Source organism: Streptosporangium sp. NPDC001559 (genome assembly GCF_042893955.1).
Taxonomy (GTDB): Bacteria; Actinomycetota; Actinomycetes; order Streptosporangiales; family Streptosporangiaceae; genus Streptosporangium.
The window spans coordinates 66,645-86,338 of sequence record NZ_JBIAVG010000023.1 but is presented as its reverse complement, the minus strand read 5'-3'; the positions used below and the strand labels follow the sequence as shown (position 1 = coordinate 86,338).

23 protein-coding genes are annotated in these 19,694 nt (G+C 71.5%); 13 read left to right on the top strand and 10 right to left on the bottom strand.

Annotated elements, in window-relative coordinates; genetic code table 11:
• The first annotated feature begins 121 nt into the window (after window positions 1-121).
• From ACFYY8_RS37400 to ACFYY8_RS37370, 7 genes are all read left to right on the top strand, one after another.
• Window positions 122-259 (top strand): putative ATP-grasp target RiPP, encoded by a 138-nt coding sequence (locus ACFYY8_RS37400; protein ID WP_390049455.1) that lies wholly within the window; start codon window positions 122-124, stop codon window positions 257-259.
• Window positions 260-386: 127 nt separating this feature from the next.
• Complete coding sequence (locus ACFYY8_RS37395; RefSeq protein ID WP_390049453.1) at window positions 387-1,466, top strand: ATP-dependent carboxylate-amine ligase; 1,080 nt, start codon at window positions 387-389, stop codon at window positions 1,464-1,466.
• Entirely contained in the window at window positions 1,463-2,464 is a 1,002-nt protein-coding gene (locus tag ACFYY8_RS37390) for a TIGR04500 family putative peptide maturation system protein (RefSeq protein WP_390049451.1), read from the top strand. The genes ACFYY8_RS37395 and ACFYY8_RS37390 overlap by 4 nt, the downstream gene beginning before the upstream one ends.
• On the top strand, window positions 2,449-2,646 hold the full coding sequence (locus ACFYY8_RS37385; RefSeq protein WP_352013051.1) for a hypothetical protein: 198 nt from the start codon (window positions 2,449-2,451) through the stop codon (window positions 2,644-2,646). The genes ACFYY8_RS37390 and ACFYY8_RS37385 overlap by 16 nt, the downstream gene beginning before the upstream one ends.
• Window positions 2,643-4,790: a peptidase domain-containing ABC transporter gene (locus tag ACFYY8_RS37380; protein WP_390049448.1), complete on the top strand. Its 2,148-nt coding sequence runs from the start codon at window positions 2,643-2,645 to the stop codon at window positions 4,788-4,790. The genes ACFYY8_RS37385 and ACFYY8_RS37380 overlap by 4 nt, the downstream gene beginning before the upstream one ends.
• A 114-nt stretch (window positions 4,791-4,904) precedes the next feature.
• Window positions 4,905-6,044: an NAD(P)/FAD-dependent oxidoreductase gene (locus tag ACFYY8_RS37375; protein WP_390049446.1), complete on the top strand. Its 1,140-nt coding sequence runs from the start codon at window positions 4,905-4,907 to the stop codon at window positions 6,042-6,044.
• A gap of 104 nt (window positions 6,045-6,148) precedes the next feature.
• Window positions 6,149-6,646 carry a GNAT family N-acetyltransferase gene (locus ACFYY8_RS37370; protein WP_390049444.1) on the top strand — a complete coding sequence of 166 codons (498 nt, stop codon included), beginning with the start codon at window positions 6,149-6,151 and terminating at the stop codon, window positions 6,644-6,646.
• Window positions 6,647-6,790: 144 nt separating this feature from the next.
• On the opposite strand, the gene ACFYY8_RS37365 is transcribed toward ACFYY8_RS37370, so the two are convergent.
• Entirely contained in the window at window positions 6,791-7,360 is a 570-nt protein-coding gene (locus ACFYY8_RS37365) for a snapalysin family zinc-dependent metalloprotease (protein ID WP_390049442.1), read from the bottom strand.
• Window positions 7,361-7,424: 64 nt separating this feature from the next.
• The gene (locus ACFYY8_RS37360; RefSeq protein ID WP_390049440.1) at window positions 7,425-8,537 is read right to left on the bottom strand and encodes a S1 family peptidase; all 1,113 of its coding nucleotides are present in this window, start codon (window positions 8,535-8,537) and stop codon (window positions 7,425-7,427) included.
• A gap of 576 nt (window positions 8,538-9,113) precedes the next feature.
• Between ACFYY8_RS37360 and ACFYY8_RS37355 the strand changes: the two genes are divergently transcribed.
• On the top strand, window positions 9,114-9,281 hold the full coding sequence (locus tag ACFYY8_RS37355) for a hypothetical protein (RefSeq protein ID WP_390049438.1): 168 nt from the start codon (window positions 9,114-9,116) through the stop codon (window positions 9,279-9,281).
• 41 nt (window positions 9,282-9,322) lie between these two features.
• Here ACFYY8_RS37355 and ACFYY8_RS37350 read toward each other — a convergent pair whose 3' ends face one another.
• Window positions 9,323-10,288, bottom strand: coding sequence for an LLM class F420-dependent oxidoreductase (locus ACFYY8_RS37350; RefSeq protein WP_390049436.1), 966 nt, complete (start codon window positions 10,286-10,288; stop codon window positions 9,323-9,325).
• Between the two features lie 153 nt (window positions 10,289-10,441).
• On the opposite strand from ACFYY8_RS37350, the gene ACFYY8_RS37345 reads away from it, so the two are divergent.
• Window positions 10,442-10,885: a hypothetical protein gene (locus ACFYY8_RS37345; protein WP_352013043.1), complete on the top strand. Its 444-nt coding sequence runs from the start codon at window positions 10,442-10,444 to the stop codon at window positions 10,883-10,885.
• A 7-nt stretch (window positions 10,886-10,892) separates the two neighbouring features.
• On the opposite strand, the gene ACFYY8_RS37340 is transcribed toward ACFYY8_RS37345, so the two are convergent.
• The 3 genes from ACFYY8_RS37340 to ACFYY8_RS37330 all read right to left on the bottom strand — a co-directional run bounded on the left by ACFYY8_RS37340 (window position 10,893) and on the right by ACFYY8_RS37330 (window position 13,760).
• Window positions 10,893-11,207, bottom strand: coding sequence for a glyoxalase/bleomycin resistance/dioxygenase family protein (locus tag ACFYY8_RS37340; RefSeq protein WP_390049434.1), 315 nt, complete (start codon window positions 11,205-11,207; stop codon window positions 10,893-10,895).
• A gap of 133 nt (window positions 11,208-11,340) precedes the next feature.
• Window positions 11,341-12,684 carry an NADP-specific glutamate dehydrogenase gene (gdhA, locus tag ACFYY8_RS37335; RefSeq protein ID WP_352013041.1) on the bottom strand — a complete coding sequence of 448 codons (1,344 nt, stop codon included), beginning with the start codon at window positions 12,682-12,684 and terminating at the stop codon, window positions 11,341-11,343.
• Between the two features lie 134 nt (window positions 12,685-12,818).
• Window positions 12,819-13,760, bottom strand: coding sequence for a zinc-binding alcohol dehydrogenase family protein (locus ACFYY8_RS37330; protein WP_390049432.1), 942 nt, complete (start codon window positions 13,758-13,760; stop codon window positions 12,819-12,821).
• 124 nt (window positions 13,761-13,884) lie between these two features.
• On the opposite strand from ACFYY8_RS37330, the gene ACFYY8_RS37325 reads away from it, so the two are divergent.
• The gene (locus ACFYY8_RS37325; protein ID WP_390049430.1) at window positions 13,885-14,772 is read left to right on the top strand and encodes a LysR family transcriptional regulator; all 888 of its coding nucleotides are present in this window, start codon (window positions 13,885-13,887) and stop codon (window positions 14,770-14,772) included.
• A gap of 3 nt (window positions 14,773-14,775) precedes the next feature.
• On the opposite strand, the gene ACFYY8_RS37320 is transcribed toward ACFYY8_RS37325, so the two are convergent.
• Together ACFYY8_RS37320 and ACFYY8_RS37315 are read right to left on the bottom strand one after the other, a co-directional pair.
• Window positions 14,776-15,510 carry a DUF3152 domain-containing protein gene (locus ACFYY8_RS37320; RefSeq protein ID WP_390049428.1) on the bottom strand — a complete coding sequence of 245 codons (735 nt, stop codon included), beginning with the start codon at window positions 15,508-15,510 and terminating at the stop codon, window positions 14,776-14,778.
• A 329-nt stretch (window positions 15,511-15,839) separates the two neighbouring features.
• A complete protein-coding gene (locus ACFYY8_RS37315; protein WP_390049426.1) occupies window positions 15,840-16,424 on the bottom strand; it encodes a hypothetical protein in 585 nt (194 codons plus the stop codon).
• A gap of 402 nt (window positions 16,425-16,826) precedes the next feature.
• Between ACFYY8_RS37315 and ACFYY8_RS37310 the strand changes: the two genes are divergently transcribed.
• A complete protein-coding gene (locus tag ACFYY8_RS37310) occupies window positions 16,827-17,996 on the top strand; it encodes a sensor histidine kinase (protein WP_390049424.1) in 1,170 nt (389 codons plus the stop codon).
• Window positions 17,993-18,688 carry a response regulator transcription factor gene (locus ACFYY8_RS37305; protein ID WP_390049422.1) on the top strand — a complete coding sequence of 232 codons (696 nt, stop codon included), beginning with the start codon at window positions 17,993-17,995 and terminating at the stop codon, window positions 18,686-18,688. The genes ACFYY8_RS37310 and ACFYY8_RS37305 overlap by 4 nt, the downstream gene beginning before the upstream one ends.
• A 9-nt stretch (window positions 18,689-18,697) precedes the next feature.
• Here the strand turns inward: ACFYY8_RS37305 and ACFYY8_RS37300 are convergent, their stop codons facing one another.
• Entirely contained in the window at window positions 18,698-18,898 is a 201-nt protein-coding gene (locus tag ACFYY8_RS37300) for a DUF5302 domain-containing protein (protein ID WP_390049420.1), read from the bottom strand.
• Between the two features lie 59 nt (window positions 18,899-18,957).
• Window positions 18,958-19,140 (bottom strand): hypothetical protein, encoded by a 183-nt coding sequence (locus tag ACFYY8_RS37295; protein WP_352013033.1) that lies wholly within the window; start codon window positions 19,138-19,140, stop codon window positions 18,958-18,960.
• Between the two features lie 84 nt (window positions 19,141-19,224).
• Here ACFYY8_RS37295 and ACFYY8_RS37290 point away from each other — a divergent pair, with 84 nt between their 5' ends.
• Window positions 19,225-19,671 (top strand): MarR family winged helix-turn-helix transcriptional regulator, encoded by a 447-nt coding sequence (locus tag ACFYY8_RS37290; protein WP_390049416.1) that lies wholly within the window; start codon window positions 19,225-19,227, stop codon window positions 19,669-19,671.
• Window positions 19,672-19,694 lie beyond the last annotated feature (23 nt).

Here is a 19,694-nt window from a genome sequence, read left to right as displayed (position 1 = left end):
GCGGCTCCAGTCGTTCACAAGTCATCCGCCAGGTGATCACAAGCGGAGGTTCATAGCGTTCTCTCCGTAAGCACGACAGGCCGGGACGACAAGCCCGGCACGGCAAGAAAGGGGGGGGCTGATGAAGAGCAAGATCAGCCTTGAGGACCTCGCGCTCGAAGGCGCGGAGCTGTCGGAGGCCGAGCTGGGTGAGGTGTCCGGTGGACGCTGGCACGTGACCTGGTACACCAAGGGCAAGCCCGCCGAGTGGGAGGTCTGATAGGCGGCGGGGCGGGCACACCCGTTCCGCCGCGCTGACCTGAACCGCCGGCCGGGCTCTCGCCCGGCCGGCGGTTTCGCGTTACGAGTCCCGATCTTTCTGTGACGAGTCCCATGACGAGGGCGACGTGATCCTGATTCTGAGCGACCGCGAGGACGAGGCGGTCGAGATGGTGCTCGCCGGGCTGAGACGGCGTGGGGCGCCGGTCACCTGGTGGGACCCGGGCGACTTCCCGGCGCGCGGCCGCCTCACCGTGACATTCGACGGGACATTCGACGGGACCTTCGACGGAGCCTTCGACGGGCGGGGACACCGCGCGGTGCTCGACCCCGGGACGGGCGAGACTCCCCTGGACCTGGCCGAGGTGCGCGCGGTGTGGCGGCGGCGCCCCAACCCGCCCACGCCCGCGGCGACCGTCACCGACCCCTCCCACCGCCGTCACGCGGTCGGCCAGGCGCGGTTCCTGCTCGACGGCGCGTGGGAGCTCACGCCCGCCCGGTGGATGCCCGCGCGCGGGGAGACCGAGCGCAGGGCGCACAACAAGATCGTGCACATGGCGCACGCGACGGCCCTCGGCTTCCAGGTGCCGGAGACCGTCTACACCAACGACCCGTTCGAGCTGGTCCCCGTCTACGAGAGGGCCGGTGGCCGTCTCGTCGCCAAGCAGATCGACTCGGGGGAGTTCAGCCTCGACGGGGCCGACCACCGCGCCTACACCACCGTCCTGACCCGGCGCCATCTCACCTCACGCCACCGTCTCGGGCACGAGCCGGTCATCCTCCAGCCGTACGTCCCCAAGGCGGTCGAGCTGCGCGTGATCGTGGTCGGCGAGCGGGTCTTCGCCGCCGAGATCGACTCACAGGCCTCGCGCACCGCGAGGGACGACTGGCGGCACTACGACGACGACCGGGTGCGCTACGCCGCGCACCGGCTTCCCGGCGAGACGGAGCGCAGGTGCGCGGCCCTGGTCGCCTCGCTCGGCCTGTCCTACGGCGCGATCGACCTCATCCTCACCCCGGAGGGGGAGTACGTGTTCCTTGAGATCAATCCCAACGGCGCCTGGGGGTTCGTCGAGCAGCGCACCGGGCTGCCCGTCGCCGACGCGATCGCCGACTGGCTCGCCACCGCTGAGGCGACGGAGACCGTGACGGCGGCAGCGGCGGCGACAGTGACGGCGGCAGTGGCGGAAACGGGGGCCGGGCGATGAGCACCGACTTCGCCACCGCGCTCGAATCCGGGGTGCGGCTGCTGCGCGGCCTGCCCCGCCGCCGCGCCCACGTCGAGGAGGCCAGGCGGACGGTGGCCGGATGGGCGCTGGAACACCCGGATCTTCGGGCCCAGCTCGTCGTCGACGAACGGCCCGGCACCCCCGTGGTCGACTTCGACCTTCTGGTCGAGGACCCGCAGGGCGGTACGGTGGCCCTCACCGTCCAGGCCGAGGACGGCGTGCCCTGGCTGGTCGACCACTCGACGCACTGGGCGGCGGGCCAGCTCGTCAGCGTCGACGACGTCCACCTGTCGGTCGCCCAGGCGCTGACCATGATCAAGTCGCTGTCCCGCCGTGACGCGACGCCGCACGACGAGATCGTCGACCAGTGCCTGATCCTCAACGAGGTCGGCAAGGAGACGGAGCCGGTCGCCACGGAGGACCTGCAGGCCGCGGCCGACGAGTTCCGCAGGGGCCGGGGACTGTACGACCGGGCCACGACACTGGCCTGGCTGACCGAGATGGGCATGACGCCCGAGCAGTTCGAGACCTACATCGGCGGCATCGCCAGGCGCAGGGCCTTCCGGCGCCGCAAGGAGGCCGAGCTGGGCACCGCCCGTCTCGCGGCCGATCCCCGGGCGTTCGACCTGGTGCGCGCGGTCTGGGTCACCGGGCAGGAGAGCGCCGTCGCGGCCCGAGCAGGGGACCTCGCGCGCGTCCACGACGGAGGGCTCGCCGCCCTCGCGGCGGCCGGGGACGTCGAGACGACGATCGCGGAACGCCCGGCCGTCGAACTCCCCGAACCGTTGCGCGCCCCGGCGCCGGGGGCGACGGTCGGGCCCGTGCCGTACGGCGGGGCCTGGCTGGCCGGGACGGTGCTGGCCCGGCAGGAGGCCCGTGCGGACGAGCGGACGCTGGCCGTCGCGGGACGGGTCGCGTTCTCGGATTGGCTGGCCGGGCGCCGCGCCCAGGCCACGGTCGAATGGCACTGGTCGTGAGCGACGGCATCTACCGGGAGGAGTCCCTGCGTCGCTACCGGAGCAGGGCCAGGCGTGAGGACGTCCCGCTGACGGTGGGGACGGGCAGGCTGGTCGCGCTCTGGGCGGTCGTCGTGCTGCTGCTGGTCACGGCGGGCGTGTTCGCCCTGATGCTGTCGGAGCGGATGGGGGGCGGGACGTGAGACGCGTGCCCGTCGTACTGCAGAACACCGCGACCGAGTGCGGGGCCGCCTGCCTGGCGATGGTCCTGTCCTACCACGGCAGGCGCGTCTCCCTGCAGGAGATCAGCGACCGGCTCCAGATCGGCAGGGACGGCCTCAGCGCCAAGGCGCTGCGGGAGGGGGCCGTGGAGTGCGGCCTGAAGTCGCGGGCGTTCTCGCTGGCCCCGGCCGACCTGGAGCGGGTACCGCTGCCCGCGATCGTGCACTGGGAGTTCAAGCACTTCGTGGTCGTCGAGCGCTGGGCGCCGGACCGGGTCGACGTCGTCGATCCCGGGCTGGGCCGCCGCAGGCTCACCGCGGAGGAGTTCGACGAGGGCTTCACCGGCGTGCTGCTGGCCTTCGAACCGGGACCCGGTTTCGAGAAAGGCCGGTCGAGCGCGGGCGCCGCCTGGCGCCGCCGGTTCGTCCGGGCGCTGCTGGCCCGCAGGAAGGGCCTGCTCGCCCAGGTGGTCCTGGCCTCCCTGCTGCTGCAGCTTCTCGGTCTCGCGCTGCCGTTCTTCTCCGAGGCGCTGGTCGACCGGGTGCTGCCCTCCGGGGCGCGTGACCTGCTCCCGCTGATCGGCGTCGGGCTGGTGCTGGCCGCCGCGACCCAGCTCGCGGTCGGCTATCTCCGCTCGGTCCTGCTGGTGGCGATCAGGGCGAGCGCGGACGCCGAACTGACCGGCGGGGTGGTCTCCCATCTGGTCGCCCTGCCGTACCGCTATTTCGCGTTGCGCGGCAAGGGCGACCTGATGACGCGCGCGGGCAGTGTGGCGGTACTGCGCGACATGCTGACCGGGCAGGTCCTGTCGGCGCTGCTGGACGGGCCGCTCGCCCTGGGCTACATGGTCCTCGTCTTCGGCTGGGACGCGGTCATGGGGTTGTGCCTGCTCGGCTTCGCCGCGGCGCAGGTGCTGCTGCTGCTGGTCACGGCGCGTAAGGTCAGCCGCCTCACCCAGGAGGAGCTCAACGCCTTCTCCGCGACGCAGAGCCAGCTCATCCAGGCCATCGGCGGCATCGAGACGCTGAAGGCGTCGGGGGCCGAGCACCGGGCGGTCGAGCAGTGGTCGAGGCACTTCACCACCCAGCTCAACGCCGACATGCGGGGCGGCCTGGCCCAGGGGCTCCTGGAGGCCTCGCTCGGCACCCTGCGCCTGCTGGCCCCGCTCGCGCTGCTGTGGATCGGGGCGTGGCGGGTGCTCGACGGGGAGCTGACCCTGGGCGCGCTGCTCGCACTCAACGCCCTGGCGGGCGCCGCCCTCACCCCTCTCGGCTCGCTGATGGCGAGCCTGCAGGGGCTCCAGCAGGCGGGGGCGCACTTCGACCGGCTGTCCGACATCCTCGCCTCGGAGCCCGAGCAGGTCGCGGGCATCGAGGTGCTCAGGCTGCGCGGGTCGATCGAGTTGCACGGGGTGGGCTTCCGGCACGATCCCCGGGGGCCGTGGACGCTGCGCGGCATCTCGGTCTCGATCAGCCCGGGGCAGAAGGTCGCCCTGGTCGGTCCCTCGGGGGCGGGCAAGAGCACCCTGGCCAGGTTGCTGCTCGCCCTGCACACCCCCTCCGAGGGGCGGGTCAGCTACGACGGGGTGCCGCTGCCGGAGCTCAACCTCCGTTCGCTGCGGCGCCAGTTCGGCGTGGTCACCCAGGAGCCGTCGCTGTTCACCGGGTCGATCAGGGAGAACATCGCGCTCAACGCCCCGGACGCGCCGATGGAGCGGATCGTGCAGGCCGCCGAGCTGGCCTGCCTGCACGAGGAGATCTGCGCGATGCCCATGGGGTACGAGACGGTCCTCATGGAGGGAGGCGGCCTGTCGGGCGGTCAGCGGCAGCGGCTCGCGCTCGCCCGCGCGCTGCTCTCCCGGCCGAGGATCCTGCTGCTCGACGAGGCGACCAGCAATCTCGACAGCACGACGGAGGCGCGGATCGAGGCCAACCTCGGCTGGCTCACCCAGACGCGCATCGTGATCGCCCACCGGCTGAGCACCGTGAAGGACGCCGATCTCATCCTGGTGGTCGACCAGGGCGGGATCGTGGAGCGGGGCACCCATGAGGGCCTGCTGGCCAGGGGCGGACGCTACGCCGCCCTGATCGCCGCGCAGACCGAGAAGGCCGACGTCACGGGCTGATCCCGTACGGCCTCTGTTTGCCGTGCCCTGGTTGGGAGATGTCCGAAAACCCGGTTTTCCTATCGTTTATATGGGTATTTTTGGGGATAAAGCCTGGTTTGAGGATGTGGTGGTGTGTCGTACGACGTCGGGATCATCGGAGCCGGAGTCCACGGGGTCAGCGCGGCCTTCCACCTCGCGCGCAGGGGCGTCTCGACCGCCGTGTTCGACCGGAGCACCCCGGCCTCGGGGCCGACGGGGCGTTCGGGGGGCATCTGCCGGGCCTACTACACCGACGCCTTCCTCGCCGAGGTCGCCCGTGAGGGCATCGCGTTCCTGGCGGACTTCGGCGAACGGACGGGCGGGGGACAGTCGGGCTTCCGCCGTACCGGGGCGTTCTACCTGCACGGGCCCGGCGACGTCCTGGCGGCGCGCCAGGCGGCGGCGCGGCTGGGGCCCGGGGCGGAGATCGTCGGCCCCGAGGCCCTGCCCCACCTGGACACCGAGGGGGTCGCCGTCGCCGTGTGGGAGCCGGAGGCCGGTTACGCCGACCCCTTCGCCACCACGCTCGGCCTGGCCGAGGCGGCGCGCGGGCACGGGGCGGAACTCCACCTCAACCGGCCCGTGGTCGCCGTCGAGGAGGGCGTTCGAGGGGTGACCGTCACGACGGCCGACGGCGGCACGCACCACCTGGGCGCGCTGCTGGTGGCCGCGGGGCCGTGGACGGCGCCTCTGCTGCGGCCCCTCGGCGTCGATCTTCCGCTGACCGTCGAACGGCACGTCGTCGCGGTCATGGAGCACGACCCCGCCGACACGGCGGAGCTCGTGCCGTACGTGCTGATCGACGTCGCCGGAGGCCACTACTCGACCCCCCAGCCCCGCACGCAGTACCTCGTCGGCGGCGTGGTGGCGGCCTCCCCGGCCGACCCCGACGACTTCGAGCGCACGGCGGCCCCCGAGGAGAGGGCCGGGCTCGCCGCCGCCGCGGCCAGGCGTTCCCCCGCCCGCCGCAGGGCCGTACCCGCCGGGGGGTGGGCCTCGCTGTACGACGTCAGCCCCGACTGGCAGCCGGTGACGGGGCGGGTCACGGAACACGTCTACGTCGACGCCGGGACCAGTGGCCACGGGTTCAAGCTCGCCCCCGCCTGGGGGGAGCACGTGGCCGGGCTCATCCTCGATGAGGCCGACCCCCGGCTCGCGGCCTTCGCGCCGTCCAGGTTCGCGAGCGGGACCGGGCTGGCCGCGGGCTTCGGGGCCGCCAGGATCCTGGGCTGAGGGAGCGGGGCCGCCAGGGGCCAGGGACGGGGGGCGGAATACCCTCGACCGGTGAGAGTCCCGTGAGCGACAGGCCCCGTGAACGAGAGGCAGGGAAGGCCACCATGACCGCATACGCGGACGGAACCGATGTCGTCGAGGTCAGGGCGGTCGGCTGGGACGACATCGCGGCCGTCGCGTTGCGCGGGGCGATGACGGAGGAGATGGGGGCGAGATACGCCGACCGGGTGGCCGGCAACCCCGACTACCTGCCCCGCGGCATGAACGTCGAGGCGGACACCGTGGTCTACACCGGGGTCGCCTACGCCGGGGCCGACCTCCCCGTCGGCCACGTCGCGCTGCGCAGGCTCGGCGACGACCTGGAGCTCAAGCGGATGTTCGTCGCTCCCTCCCACCGGGGGACGGGTGTGGCTCGCGCGCTGATCACCGCCGCCGAGGAGGCCGCCCGCGCACTCGGCGCGCCGAGGATCGTCCTGCAGACCGGTGACCGCCAGCCGGACGCCGTGCGGCTGTACGAGCGGGAGGGGTACACCGCCATCCCGCTCTACGCGCCCTACGAGCGGCTCGCCGGTTCCCACTGCTTCGAGAAGCTCCTGCGCTGAGCCTCGGATGGGCCTCGGGCGAGGTCCGGTCACGGCACACGGCCGGTACGGCGGAGCGCTCCGCCGTACCGGCCGTGTGCCGTTCGTGTCCCGGCGGGCGGGACCCGGTGGGGGTCCCGCCCGCGGGTTCACCCGTGGGGCCCGTTACCGCGCCAGGGCCTCCGGGCTGTTGACGTAGACCCTGCCGAAGTCGACGAGCGGGGTGGCGAAGCCCCCGAAGTTACGCTCGACCTGGGCCTTCTCGGTCGCGTTCGGGTAGGGGTTGGTGCAGCTGGTGCCCGCGCTCGCGCCGGACATCAGGTCCGAGCACAGGCCGGTGCGCCGGTCGGGCAGTCCCAGCACGTGACCGATCTCGTGGGTGGCGATGCGCAGCGGGTTGTGGCCCTCGGAGGTGGCCTGCCTGCCCATCCAGATCGTGCCGCGGCCGAGGCTGGTCGGCTGGGTGCGAGGCCAGCCGTAGTCCGCGTACACGACGAAGTCGGCCGGGCTGCCGGCGACCAGCCGCACGTTGGTGACGCTGGAGTTCCACACCTGTGCCGCCTGGTCGATCGCGGAGCGGAACTCCGCGGCCCGGCTGGCGTCGTACCTGAGCACCCGCACGGCCACGGCCTCACCGGAGGTCGTCTGCGCCGTCCCCGCCTGCGCGGGGGAGACGGTCGCGAGGAAGGCGAGCCCGAGGACGAAGCCGACGGTCAGGCGCATGATTCTCAGCACTTCACTGATCTCCTCTGTCTGGGGGGTGGCTCGTGGAGACGAGCCGGGGAGGGGAGGAGAACGGTCAGCCGACCTTGAGGGTCAGCCCGTAGGTCTGCAGGATCTCGTTGACGGGCTGGAAGTAGGTCGTGCCGCCCGAGCTGCAGTTGCCCGAGCCGCCGGAGGTGACGCCCTGCGCCTGGCTGCCCGAGATGAACGAACCGCCCGAGTCGCCGGGCTCGGCGCAGACGTTGGTGCGGGTCACCTGGTAGACCGTGCCCTGGGAGTAGGTGACGGAGGTGTTGTGCTGCTGGATGGTCCCGCAGCGCCAGCCGGTGGTCGAGCCGGAGCGGCAGACGGAGGCGCCGACCGTGGCCTGGGTCGAGCCCTTGACGATGACGTTGGTGCCGCCCGACCTCACCCACGGCTGGGGGGTGGAGCCGGGGGTGGAGACCCAGGCGTAGTCGTTGCCGGGGAACGAGGAGCCCTGGAAGGTGCCCGACGGGCTGCTGGTGGTCTGGCCCGTCCTGCCGCAGTGGCCCGCGGTGACGAAGCCGGGGGTGCTTCCCTTGGTGACGGTGAATCCGATGCTGCACCGGCTGCCGCTGCCGATGTAGTACGGGTCACCTCCCCTGATGTTGGCGTAGGTCTGCGGCTGCTCCGCGGAGACCTGGACCCGTACGGCGTCACCGCTCACCCCGGCGGCGGACAGCAGGGCCTCGCCCGCCTCCCGCCGGCCGGTGACCACGACGACGCTGTTGGTCGGCAGGTCCACGTACCACAGGGAGGCGCCGGCCCTGGCCTGGGCGGGTGCCTGGTCCAGGCGTGCCTTGAGCGCGTCGAGCTGGGCCAGGGAACGGCCGACGACCACGGGCTGGGCGCCCTTGGCCCGGATGGCGGAGACCGCCGTCGCGTCGCTGGTGGCGACGAGGAGCTGGGTGGCGTCGGCGTTGAGCCAGGAGCCGGCGTATCCGTCGCCGAGTGTCGTGCTCAGAAGGGCCTCGGTGCTCGCCGCGCGGGCCTCGTTGGCCAGCCGGGTGACGGCCTGCTCCGCGGTGAGGCCGAGGTCGCGCTGGAGTGCCTCGATCATCGAGGGGGCGGGTTGCGCGGCCGGCTGGGCGGTGGCGGGGGAGACGGTGGCCACCACACAGAGGGCGGCGACGGCGGCGCCGGACAGGAGAGAACGCTTACTCAACATATGCACTCCTTGTGAGGGGTGCTGTCAAAATATTTGTCAGGGCATGACTGAGCAATGTGGCAAAAACTCCCTACCGCAGTGGTATGACGTCACCGCGTTATGACCCCTGCTCAGCGGGGGCAGACAGCGCCATCCGCGTGCCTTCTGGGCCCGATCGGCGGTCTCGTGCGGACGGCGCGGTCCCGGCGAGGTAGGGCTCGCCGGGACCGGCCCGGGTCTGACGGGACGAGCCGTCCCCCCGAGGGCTGCCCGTCTCGCCGTCGTCCTCCTCCCACCGTCCGCGGGGAGTCCGCGAACGTCTCTCCGCGGGGTGAGGCGACCGAAACGGCGAACGTGTGATCGTCGCCGGTTGTTCCCGCGCGGGGCGATTCCCGGACGAGTCTCGGGTGGAAAACAGGGCTATATCCCCCGATGGGTGATGATTCCTGACAACGATCACGTGGGGGAGCGTCAAACCGCCGGTCCTGGGCCAGGCGGAACCCCCGGGGATAGATTGCTTGACTCACGGATTCCACGGATTCCGCGCCCGGCACGGTCCAGGGCGTTCCGTCCGGCGGCCACAGGAGGATGCGCGCGATGACCCACCAGCCTGCCGAGGACGGCGAGATCGGGCTGGAAGAGGAGTTGCCGCTCCCGCGGCGTCTCGAAGCGCCCCGCTGCCCGGAGACCGAGTCGGGACGCCGGTGCGTCCTGCCCGTCGACCACGAGCTCGGGCACGTCTACCCGCACCGCAAGGCCGGCTGACCGATCACGGTCGTAGCCGCCCGTGGTTCGTCTACGGTCGCCTACAGCCGCCGCAGCGCGGGCAGCAGCTCCCTGGCCGACCAGTCGAGGAACTCCCGCTGGTGCTCGTGACCGATCTGGACCAGCGCGACGTGGGTGAAGCCCGCCTCGGTGTAGCGGCGCACCGCCTCGACGACCGCGTCCACGTCCGGGCCGCACGGCACCTTCCCGGCCACGTCCTCGGGGCGTACGGTCTGCGCGGCGGCGGCGAAGTTGACCGGAGCGGGCAGCTCGGCCATGACCTTCCAGCCCGTGACCGACCAGCGCCACAGCCGGTGGGCCCGCTCCTTGGCCGCCTCGGCGTCCCGGTCGTAGGAGAGGGCGAGCTGGCCGTAGACCGGCTTGCCCCGCCCTCCGGCGGCGGAGAAGAGGCCGACCAGGTCCGCGTCGGGGTCGACCGCGACGAGCGCGTCGCCGTACTCGGCGGCGATCTCCCCCGAGCGGCCGCCGGAGGCGGCGATCGCGATCGGCACGGGATCGTCGGGCAGGTCGAACAACCTGGCCGAGTCGACGTCGAAGTACTCGCCGTGATAGGTCGTGTAGCGCCCCTCGAACAGCTCCCTGATGATCTCCACGGCCTCGCGGAACATCTCGTGCCGGGTGTCGGCGGGCGGCCACCCCTGGCCGATCACGTGCTCGTTGAGGTTCTCGCCCGCGCCCAGGCCGAGCGTGAAACGCCCCCGGGTCAGCGCCCCCATCGTGGCGGCCTTCTGCGCCACGACCGCGGGGTGGTAACGCATGATCGGGCAGGTCACGTACGTCATCAGCGGCAGCCGCTCGGTGGCGCGCGCCGCCGCGCCGAGCACCGACCAGGCGTACGGCGAGTGCCCCATCTCCTCAAGCCACGGGAAGTAGTGGTCGGAGATGACCGCGTAGTCGAACCCCGCCCGTTCGGCCTCGGCGACGTCGTCGACGAGCTGCCCGGGGGGAGTCTGCTCGCACATCATCGTGTAACCGATCTCCACCATGTCCGGGTCCCTACCCTCCCTTTCGCGGGACTCGCCGGAAAGGGGGAGATCTGGGCGTTCTTTGCCGTACGGCGGGCCGGCGCCCCGTCGAATAGCATGTGACCGCGCCTGAACGGCGGGCCACCAGGACGAGAAGGACGGAACGGGTCTTCCATGTTCGACGACAAGACACAGGAGACCCTCAGGCGTCTGCTCGACCTCGCCGGGCACCCCTCGACCCCGGAGCCGGAGCGGGCCCTGGCGGTGGCGAGGATCAGGGCGCTCGTCATGGTCCCCGAGGGAGACGCCAGGCGCGCGCCGGTCACCACGGCCATGGACGCCGACATCCTCAGGAGGATCAGGCCGCTGGTCCGCGGGGTCGAGGAGGACACGGTCGAGGAGGTCCACGGCGACCTGTACGCCTTCGGCACCCGCCACCGGGTGATCGGCGAGGTCGCCGACGAGATGGCCCGCGCGCTCGAACGCTGGAGCGAGGTCGTCCCGGAGCGGCGGCACCGTCACGAGGAGGCGGTGCGTACGGCCGCCACGAAGCTCACCTATCTCCTGGAGCGTCGTGACCTGCTGCGCAGGCCCGGATGGCGCGCCCGCACACGCTAGGCGGCGTTCAGGCCGGGGGGACGCGCACCTCGACCGTCCTGCCGTCCGGGTCGTGGAACAGGTGACGGCCGGGGGTGAGCGCGGTGCCGTCCAGGGTCAGGCCGGGATCGACGGTGAACCCGAGGCGCAGCGCGCCGGTCGTGCGCCGCGGTGACGACGGATAGATCTCGAAGACGGTCCCGTCGCCGAGCACTGCGGCGTAGTGCGCGGGCCCCGTCCCGTGTCGTTCACCCCGGAGTTCGAGTCCGAGGGAGGCGTAGAAGGCGCGACAGGCCTCCAGGGCGGGGGTGTAGATCACGATCAGGGTGGATCTGGGTGCCATGCCGTCTCCTCGCGGGGTCGAACGCGGGACCGAATGTGAGGGGCGGGTCTCGGTGGCACCGACCAGGCTGTCGGACGCCGTTGTCAGAACAGCCGGTCAAGGTGACCAGGTGGATTGGCCAGGTGGGGGATCGTCAGATCAGGCCGAGGGAGAGCATCGCGTCCGCGACCCTCTTGAATCCGTCGATGTTGGCGCCGGCCACGTAGTCGCCCGGCATGCCGTACTCGGCGGCGGTGTTCAGGCAACGGGAGTGGATGTCCCGCATGATCTGCTGCAGGCGGTTCTCGGAGAACTCGAAGGTCCACGAGTCGCGGCTGGCGTTCTGCTGCATCTCGAGGGCGCTGGTCGCGACCCCGCCCGCGTTGGCGGCCTTGCCCGGGCCGAAGGCGACGCCCGCCTCCTGGAAGATGCGGATGCCCTCCGGCGTCGTGGGCATGTTGGCGCCCTCGCCGACGGCGACGCAGCCGTTGCCGACGAGCAGCCCGGCGTCGCGGCCGGTGATCTCGTTCTGGGTCGCCGAGGGCATCGCCACCTCGCAGGGCACCTCCCAGATGCTCCTGCCGGAGACGAAGACGGCCTGGGAGCCCCTGCGCTCGGCGTAGACGTTCATCCGCTGGCGCTCGACCTGCTTGACCTGCTTGAGCAGGTCGAGGTCGATGCCCTTCTCGTCGACGACGTAGCCGGAGGAGTCGGAGCAGGCGACCACGACGCCGCCGAGCTGCCGGATCTTCTCGATCGTGTAGACGGCGACGTTGCCGGACCCGGAGACCACGACGCGCTTGCCGTCGAACGACGTGCCACGGGCCTTCAGCATCTCGTCGACGAAGAAGGCGCAGCCGTACCCGGTGGCCTCGGTGCGCACCTGCGCGCCGCCGTAGCTGAGTCCCTTGCCGGTGATGACGCCGGACTCGTAACGGTTGGTGATGCGCTTGTACTGGCCGAACAGGTAGCCGACCTCGCGTCCGCCGACGCCGATGTCACCGGCGGGCACGTCGGTGTACTCACCGATGTGGCGGTACAGCTCCGTCATGAAGCTCTGGCAGAAGCGCATGATCTCGCGCTCGGAACGGCCCTTGGGGTCGAAGTCGGAGCCGCCCTTACCGCCGCCGATCGGCAGGCCGGTCAGGCTGTTCTTGAAGATCTGCTCGAAGCCGAGGAACTTGACGATGCCGAGGTAGACGGACGGGTGGAAGCGCAGCCCGCCCTTGTAGGGGCCGAGGGCGCTGTTGAACTCGACCCGGAAGCCCCGGTTGATGTGGACCTCGCCCCGGTCGTCCTCCCACGGGACCCGGAAGATGATCTGCCGTTCCGGCTCGCAGATCCGCTCGATGATCTTCGACTCGGCGTACTCGGGGTGCTTGCCGAGCACCGGGCCGATGCTCTCCAGGACCTCACGGACGGCCTGGTGGAACTCGATCTCGCCCGGGTTACGCCGGAGCACGTTCTCGTAGATCGACGACAGTCGTTCGTGCAGCATCAGATTTGTCCCCTGCCTTTCGTAGGCGCATTCCTGCGCCCCACCTTAGGGGGAGGTGTCCGGAGCGTCCGAATCGGCCTCCCTGGGTACGCGACCGCCACCCGCTCCGTGGGCGGCGGTCACGCCCGGGGCCCTCAGGGGCGCAGGACGATCTTCCCCGTCGTACGGCGGGCCAGGAGGTCCTCGATCGCCGTCCTGGCGTCGGAGAGCGCGTACTCACCGCCCGCGATCGGCCGGATGCGGCCGGTCCCGGTGAGTTCGAGCAGTTCGCTGAGCTGTGCCTGGTAGCCCCCCGGCCTGGCGAACACCGGCCGGATCCAGAAGCCCGCGACCGCGATGTTGGCCTCCAGCAGGCGGCCGACGTCGACCGGGCTCGGGTCCCGGTGCGAGGCGGTGCCGTAGCTGATCAGGCGGCCGAACTCGGCGACCGCGCCGAGCGCGGCGTCGAAGACGTCGCCGCCGACCGCGTCCAGGATCACGTCGGCCCGCTCACCCAGGTTGGCCTCGATCACCCGCTCCGCGTAGCCCTCGGCCGAACCGTCGACGGCCGCGTCCGCGCCCAGGCTCAGCGCCAGTTCGAGCTTCTCCGGGGTGGAGGCGGTCGCGATCACCCTGCCCGCGCCCAGTTCCCTGGCGAGCTGGACCGCGAGGTGGCCGACGCCGCCGGCGGCCGAGTTCACCACGACGCTCTCGCCCTTGCGGACCCGTGCCGCCGTGCCCAGCAGGTGCCAGGCGGTCAGGCCCTGTACCAGCAGCGCGAGGGCCTCGCCCGCGACGGCCTCCTCGGGCAGGTCGACGACGTCCTCCAGCTTGATCAGGGCCTTGCTCGCGTAGGCCTGCTTGGCCAGGCCCATGACACGGCGGCCGTCCGAGGTCCGTCCCACGACCTCGCTACCGGGGATGAACGGCAGGTCAGGGGAGAGGTAGGTCCCGGCGATCCGCTCGGCGTCGGCGTAGTTCACCCCCGCGGCCTCGACGTCCACCAGGATCTCGTCCGGCCCGGGAACCGGGTCGGGCACCTCGGACTCGATCAGCGTCTCGGGACCGCCGAGCCGGGTGATCTGGATGGCGCGCATGAATGTCCTCTGGTTCGTCGGTTGGTTGTGCCGGTCAGCGTAGGAAGCGCCACGAGCGGGAACCAGGGGCCCGGGTTCATGAGATCGTTTTTTCCATGAGAGGCCTTCATATAACGTCTGCGACGTGACCAACGAGGATCTGACGCCAAGTGAACTGCGCGTTCTGGTCGCCGTCGAGAGCCGGCACGGCTTCTCCGCGGCCGCGGTCGAGCTCGGTCTCACCCAGTCCGCGGTCTCCCATGCCGTGAGGGCCGCAGAACGCAAGATGGGCACGGTGCTGTTCCGGCGCGGGCGAAACGGAGCACGGCCGACGGCGGCGGGGGCGGCGGCCGTCGGGCACGCCCGGCGCATCCTGCGGCTCATGGACGTCATGAAGGCCGAGACGCACGCGGCCTCCGCGGGGGAGACGACGGGGACCATCAGGGTCGCGGCCTTCCGCAGCGCGGCCTTCCACCTGCTGCCCGTCGTGCTCGCGCGCTTCGCCAGGCGCTACCCGAAGGTCACGGTCGACGTCCGCATCGTGCCGGAGCTCGGCAGGGGCATCGCCGGGGAGGTGCTGGACGGCCGGGCCGATCTCGGCATCGCCACGCTTCCCTCCCGGGTCGACGGGCTGGTCGGCCGTGACCTGTTCGCCGAGCCGTACGTGCTGGCCTATCCCGCCGGGCACCCCTGCCCGCGCAGCCTGCCGATGATCGACTGGCACGAGAACTGCTCGGCCGAGACCAGGCTGTGGCTGGCCAGGCAGGCCTGGATCCCGCCGGGCGACATCCAGGTCGAGGACGACGGCGTCGTGGTCTCCATGGTGGGCTACGGCCTCGGCGCCGCCATCGTGCCGAGGCTGACCCTCGTGGACGCGCCGCCGAAGGTCGCGATGGAGAAGCTCGGCGAGGACCCGCCGATGCGGCACGTCGGCTACGTCTCCACCTCGGAGATGCTCGGCTCCGCCGTCGTCCGCGACCTGGTCGGCGAGCTGCGGGCCCACTGCGCGGAACGGTTCGCCGCGGTGGGCTGAACCTCAGCGCCCCGGGGAGGGCCAGGCGTTGGGGCGGCAGCCGTACAGGGACTTGGTCTGCTGGAGCATCACCGGGGCCCGCCTGCCCGGTCCCGGGCAGCGCGCGTGGCCATGGCCGAGCCCGTGTCCGACCTCGTGGTTGACGACGTACTCGCGGTAGGAGGCGACGTCACGGCCGTAGCCCCGCGCACCCGCGTTCCAGCGCCTGGCGTTGATGACCGCGCGCCCGTGGTTCCAGCACGACAGCGCGCCGAAGGTGATCAACGGCCTGCACATGCGGTCGGTCATCGCGGGGCTGGACAGCGCGACCCTGATCCGCGCCGGGCCGCGCCGTACCCGCTGGAACCGGAACCCCCAGCTCCTGCGGTCGTTGAGAACGCGGTGCACCTCGTCGGCGAACTCCTGTCCGTCGAAGGGCAGCCCGCGCTCGACCTCGACGACGTACCGGATCACCTTGCCCGCCCGGCGTCCCCCGGGCGGCGGGGGAGGGGCGGCCTCACTCGTGACGACGCGGTAGCGGCCCCCGGCCGAGGCGGGCACGGAGACCCGCGCGGGCTGGCGGCGTCCGTTGGCCAGCAGGAACGTCCGCTCGGGATCCGTCCGGCGCGCGGGCTCGGTCGGGGTCGGGGGAGGCGTGGGAGTCGGGGACGGGACAGGGGTCGCCTCCGGGACCGTCGCTCCGTCCGCCAGGGGAGGGGCGGGCTCGTCGCGGTCCGGGACGGGGTGACCGGTCAGCACGGCACCGCTCCCGATCGCGAGCGTGGCCGAGATGCCGACGGCAAGGGCCCACAAAAAGGGCTTACGCTCGCTAAGCCTGATATTCCTCGACATAGGCCGTAAACCATATTACTCATCGGCACCTCTCTCACCTCGGAAGGCGGAAGCCGCCGGGGCCCCGGAGGGGCCGTCAGCGGCCGGAGGCGTTCCCCTCCCGCGGCTCTCACGGGGGACGGATTAACGGCATATTCAGATCTGGGAAATATGTCCGGCAATGGGGCTTCTCTGGGCGGAGTGGCCGCGGCGTCATACCCGCCGGTTCAGGGCGTGCCGGGAATCCGGGACGATGGTCATGCTCGGACCTTTTCCTCGGGCCTTGCGGCACCCGCCCACGTCGCCGCCGACAGCCACGTCAGTGACGCGCAGCCCAGCAGGTGGACCACGCCGGTAAGCGGTGTGTCGGGCAGCGGCGCCAGTACGGCGAGCAGCGGCAGGAAGAACCCGTAGCCCGCGGCGGCGGGCCAGGGCAGCACCCGGGCTCTGAGCATCGAGAGGCCGAACAGGGCGACACCGGCGACGAACACGACGACGGAGCCGAGCAACGCCGGCCTGGCCGGCCCCTCCAGCACCAGGGCGGCCGTGCTCTCGTCAAGGAAGAAGACCACCAGGTTCAGCGAGAACGCGACGCCGGCGAACAGCCCGAGACCCACGACGTTCACCGCGTACGCGATCGCCCCCAGCCGCCCGGCCGCGGCACACTGCCGCAGGTGGAACGCGGTGACCGCCGGGGCGGCGAAGGCGGCTCCGATCCCCGCGACGAAGCTCGTCGCGGGTGTCTCGCCGGTGAAGGGCTCGATCGCCCCCGGTATGCCGAGGGAGAGGCCGGTCAGCATCCCGCAGATCGCGCCGAAGCGCAGCAACCAGGAGATGGACATGTGAAGAGCTCCTTTTCGTGTGAGCCGATGGGTTTTCCGCGTGGACCGACGACGCCCGGACGATGTCGGGACGGCTCTCCGGCCGAAGGCGCCGCCTACGGACGAGACGACCGTAGGAACGGCGCGATCCGGCGTGGAAGTGCCGTGGGTACCGGTGAACGCGTCCGGAGGTCATGGTTCGCGGACGTACCGGTGCCGTCCGGCACGTGCCGGACGGCCAATGTGAGGACGGCCGGGGGACGGATGCCCGGTGGCGGCGTACGCTGCCGGAGACGGCCCCTGTCCGGCCGCATCGTGATCGTTCGGAGGTGGGTGATGGCTCCTTCGCGGGCCGCGCCTGTGACGGGCGGGCATGTCCGCGCAGGACGGCGGGGGAGCGGGTTCGCCTGGCCTGTGCCGTGGGTGTCGTCCACGCTCTACGTCTCGGTGCTCGCCGGCGGCGTCTACTACGACGTGGCCGGGGCGGGGCAGGGCGAGCCGGCGCGGACGGCCGTCTTCGCCGGCGGTCTCGTCGCGCTGCTCGTTCTCGACGTCACCGGACGGCACCGCCTCGACGCCAGGCGGCCCGCCAGGTCGGCGCTCGCGCTGCTCGCCGTACGCCTGGGACTGTTCGCCCTGGTCACGCTCTTCGACGGCTCCGGGCTCTCCCGCGCCCTGTTCCTGCTGGTGCCGTTCACGGCGTACTTCGCCTTCGGGCGCAGAGCGGGTGTCACGCTGGGGGTGGCGTGCCTCGGGGTGCTGGTCACGGTGTTCACGGTGACCGCCCCTGGCTGGTACACGCGGGCGGAGTACATCTCGGACCTGCTCATGTTCGCCCTCGGACTGGTCCTCGTCGTCTCGACGGCCGAGGTCGCCGTGGGCGAACAGGAAGGAAGGGCACGGCTTGAGCTCACCTTGAGGGAGCTTGAGGAGTCCCACCGTCTGCTCACGGCCTACGCCGGTCAGGTCGCCGAGTTGTCCACCACGATGGAACGGACCCGGCTGGCCAGGGACATCCACGACAGCCTCGGCCACCACCTGACCGTGATCTCCATCCAGTTGGAGAAGGCGTCCGCCTTCCGCGACCTGGACGGCGCCGCCGCCGACCGGGCGCTCGCCGACGCCCGGCGGGCGGCCAGACGCGCCCTTGAGGAGGTGCGCGGGGCGGTGCGGGCGGCACGCGCGCAGACGCGGCACTTCTCGCTGTCGGAGGCTCTCGCCGAGCTGGCGGGGTACGACGACGGCGGGCGCCCGGTGGTCACCCTCGAACTCACCGGCCAGGAGGACGGCTACGGCGCCGCGGAACTCGCCGCCCTCTACCGGGCCGCACAGGAGTGTCTGACCAACGCCCGCAGGCACGGCGACGCGGACCGTGTGTCGATCTCGGTGGCGTTCGGCGAGTCGTCGGCGCGGCTCGTCGTCACCGACGACGGAGAGGGTTTCTCCCCGTCGGCGGGGCGGGACGGGTTCGGCCTGCTCGGCATGCGGGAGCGTGCCCGCCTCCTCGGCGGGGCGTTCGACGTCAGGAGCGGCAGGGGAACGGGAACGGTGGTCACCGTGACGATTCCCCGGCGCGTGGAGACCGTCGGATGAGTCACGACGATCCGGGGAACGGGGAAGCCGGTGGAACCGTACGGGTACTCGTGGTCGACGACCAGGAACTGGTCCGTGAGGGGATCGCCTCCCTGCTCGGTATCCAACCCGGCCTGACCGTGGTCGGGACCGCGAGAGACGGTCAGGAGGCGATCCGCCGAGCCCTGGAGCTCGAGCCGGACGTGGTCCTGATGGACGTCAGGATGCCCGGGGCCGACGGCGTCGAGGCGGTGGCGGTCCTGCGTCAGCGGATGCCCCGCTGCCGCGTCGTCATGCTGACCACCTTCGACGACGAGGAGTACGTTGTGCGGGCGCTCGCGGCCGGAGCGGCGGGCTATCTCCTGAAGGATCTGCCCGCCGCCGACCTCGCCGGTGCCGTCCGGCTGGCCGGCGCCGGCGTCACCCAGCTCGACTCCTCCGTCGCCAGACGATTGGCGTCCACGCTGGCGTGCGCGAGGGAGGTGCCCACAGCGGTGAAGACGGGGACGGGTGGGGAAGCGGCCGCGCTGACCGGCCGTGAGGTCGAGGTGCTGCGTCTCGTCGCGGTCGGCGCGACCAACAGGGAGATCGCCTCCCGCCTGTTCCTGAGCGAGGGCACGGTCAAGAACCACATCTCACGGATCCTCGGCAGGCTCGGTCTGCGCGACCGGACCCAGGCCGCTCTCCACGCACGCGATCACGGCCTGATCTGACGAACCGGTTCAGCCGCTCTTGCGGCGGAAGGAACGCTTCCCCGAGACGGGGCCGTGGGCGCCGTGGATCTTCGACGCTCCCTTGCCCCTGCCGCCCGAGGCCGCGTCCGCCTGGGCGGACTTCTTGCGCTCCAGAGCCTCGCGGAACCTGCGCCTGAGCTCGTCGTCGGTGCTTTCGGATCCCTCGGGACCCGGCGTGACGTCGGACATACGGACCTCCTGGATCTGGCCGAGCGGGATCATCATCCTCTCACGGCGGCCGTCCCGGCTCAGTGCACCCCCATGGCCATCAGCACCAGCAGGCCCAGGAGATGACCGACCACGACGAACACGATGACGAAGAGGAAGACGAACCTCGCGGGCCCGTGCTCGAAGTGCTTACCCTCCCGGAGGGCGGGGCGCCCGGCCTGACGCTCGGCGATGCGCTCCTCGATCGTCTTGCCGTGAAACATGAGACTTCCTCTCGTCGCCCGCCGGCGGTTGGCACAACAATGATTTGTGCACCAACTATCGTACTGTGAGGGTCGGGAGGTGTCGTGACCGATGTGACCGATGTCCTAAGCCTGGACCGGCAGGTGTGCTTCGCCCTTGCCGTCGCCTCGCGCGCCGTCAACGGTGTGTACCGGCCGCTGCTGCAGCCGATGGGGCTGACCCACCCCCAGTATCTGGTGATGCTGGCCCTGTGGGAGCACGCGCCGCTGTCGGTGAAGGAGCTGAGCAAGCTACTGCAACTCGACCCCGGTACGCTGTCACCGCTCCTCAAGCGTCTTGAGGCGATCGGTTACGTCCGGCGGCAGCGGGACAGCCAGGACGAGCGCGTCCTGCTGGTCAGGCTCAGCCGGAGGGGCCGGGAACTGAGGAGCGAAGCTGAGAGGATTCCGTCGTCCGTGGTCGAACGCCTGGGTATGCCCCTGGAGGAGCTGCAGGAGCTCCACCGGTCGCTGACCCGTGTGATCGCCGCCGCGAACGACGCGCCTCACTGATCCACGGAGAGGAACAGGAGAAA

What these genes read in the sequence shown, in the direction of transcription:
- ACFYY8_RS37400 (WP_390049455.1), top strand. Translation starts at nt 122, where the DNA reads ATGAAGAGCAAGATCAGCCTTGAGGACCTCGCGCTCGAAGGCGCGGAG.
- ACFYY8_RS37390 (WP_390049451.1), top strand. Translation starts at nt 1,463, where the DNA reads ATGAGCACCGACTTCGCCACCGCGCTCGAATCCGGGGTGCGGCTGCTG.
- ACFYY8_RS37385 (WP_352013051.1), top strand. Translation starts at nt 2,449, where the DNA reads ATGGCACTGGTCGTGAGCGACGGCATCTACCGGGAGGAGTCCCTGCGT.
- ACFYY8_RS37370 (WP_390049444.1), top strand. Translation starts at nt 6,149, where the DNA reads ATGACCGCATACGCGGACGGAACCGATGTCGTCGAGGTCAGGGCGGTC.
- ACFYY8_RS37360 (WP_390049440.1), bottom strand. Translation starts at nt 8,537, where the DNA reads ATGTTGAGTAAGCGTTCTCTCCTGTCCGGCGCCGCCGTCGCCGCCCTC.
- ACFYY8_RS37355 (WP_390049438.1), top strand. Translation starts at nt 9,114, where the DNA reads ATGACCCACCAGCCTGCCGAGGACGGCGAGATCGGGCTGGAAGAGGAG.
- ACFYY8_RS37350 (WP_390049436.1), bottom strand. Translation starts at nt 10,288, where the DNA reads ATGGTGGAGATCGGTTACACGATGATGTGCGAGCAGACTCCCCCCGGG.
- ACFYY8_RS37345 (WP_352013043.1), top strand. Translation starts at nt 10,442, where the DNA reads ATGTTCGACGACAAGACACAGGAGACCCTCAGGCGTCTGCTCGACCTC.
- ACFYY8_RS37340 (WP_390049434.1), bottom strand. Translation starts at nt 11,207, where the DNA reads ATGGCACCCAGATCCACCCTGATCGTGATCTACACCCCCGCCCTGGAG.
- gdhA (WP_352013041.1), bottom strand. Translation starts at nt 12,684, where the DNA reads ATGCTGCACGAACGACTGTCGTCGATCTACGAGAACGTGCTCCGGCGT.
- ACFYY8_RS37330 (WP_390049432.1), bottom strand. Translation starts at nt 13,760, where the DNA reads ATGCGCGCCATCCAGATCACCCGGCTCGGCGGTCCCGAGACGCTGATC.
- ACFYY8_RS37315 (WP_390049426.1), bottom strand. Translation starts at nt 16,424, where the DNA reads ATGTCCATCTCCTGGTTGCTGCGCTTCGGCGCGATCTGCGGGATGCTG.
- ACFYY8_RS37305 (WP_390049422.1), top strand. Translation starts at nt 17,993, where the DNA reads ATGAGTCACGACGATCCGGGGAACGGGGAAGCCGGTGGAACCGTACGG.
- ACFYY8_RS37300 (WP_390049420.1), bottom strand. Translation starts at nt 18,898, where the DNA reads ATGTCCGACGTCACGCCGGGTCCCGAGGGATCCGAAAGCACCGACGAC.
- ACFYY8_RS37295 (WP_352013033.1), bottom strand. Translation starts at nt 19,140, where the DNA reads ATGTTTCACGGCAAGACGATCGAGGAGCGCATCGCCGAGCGTCAGGCC.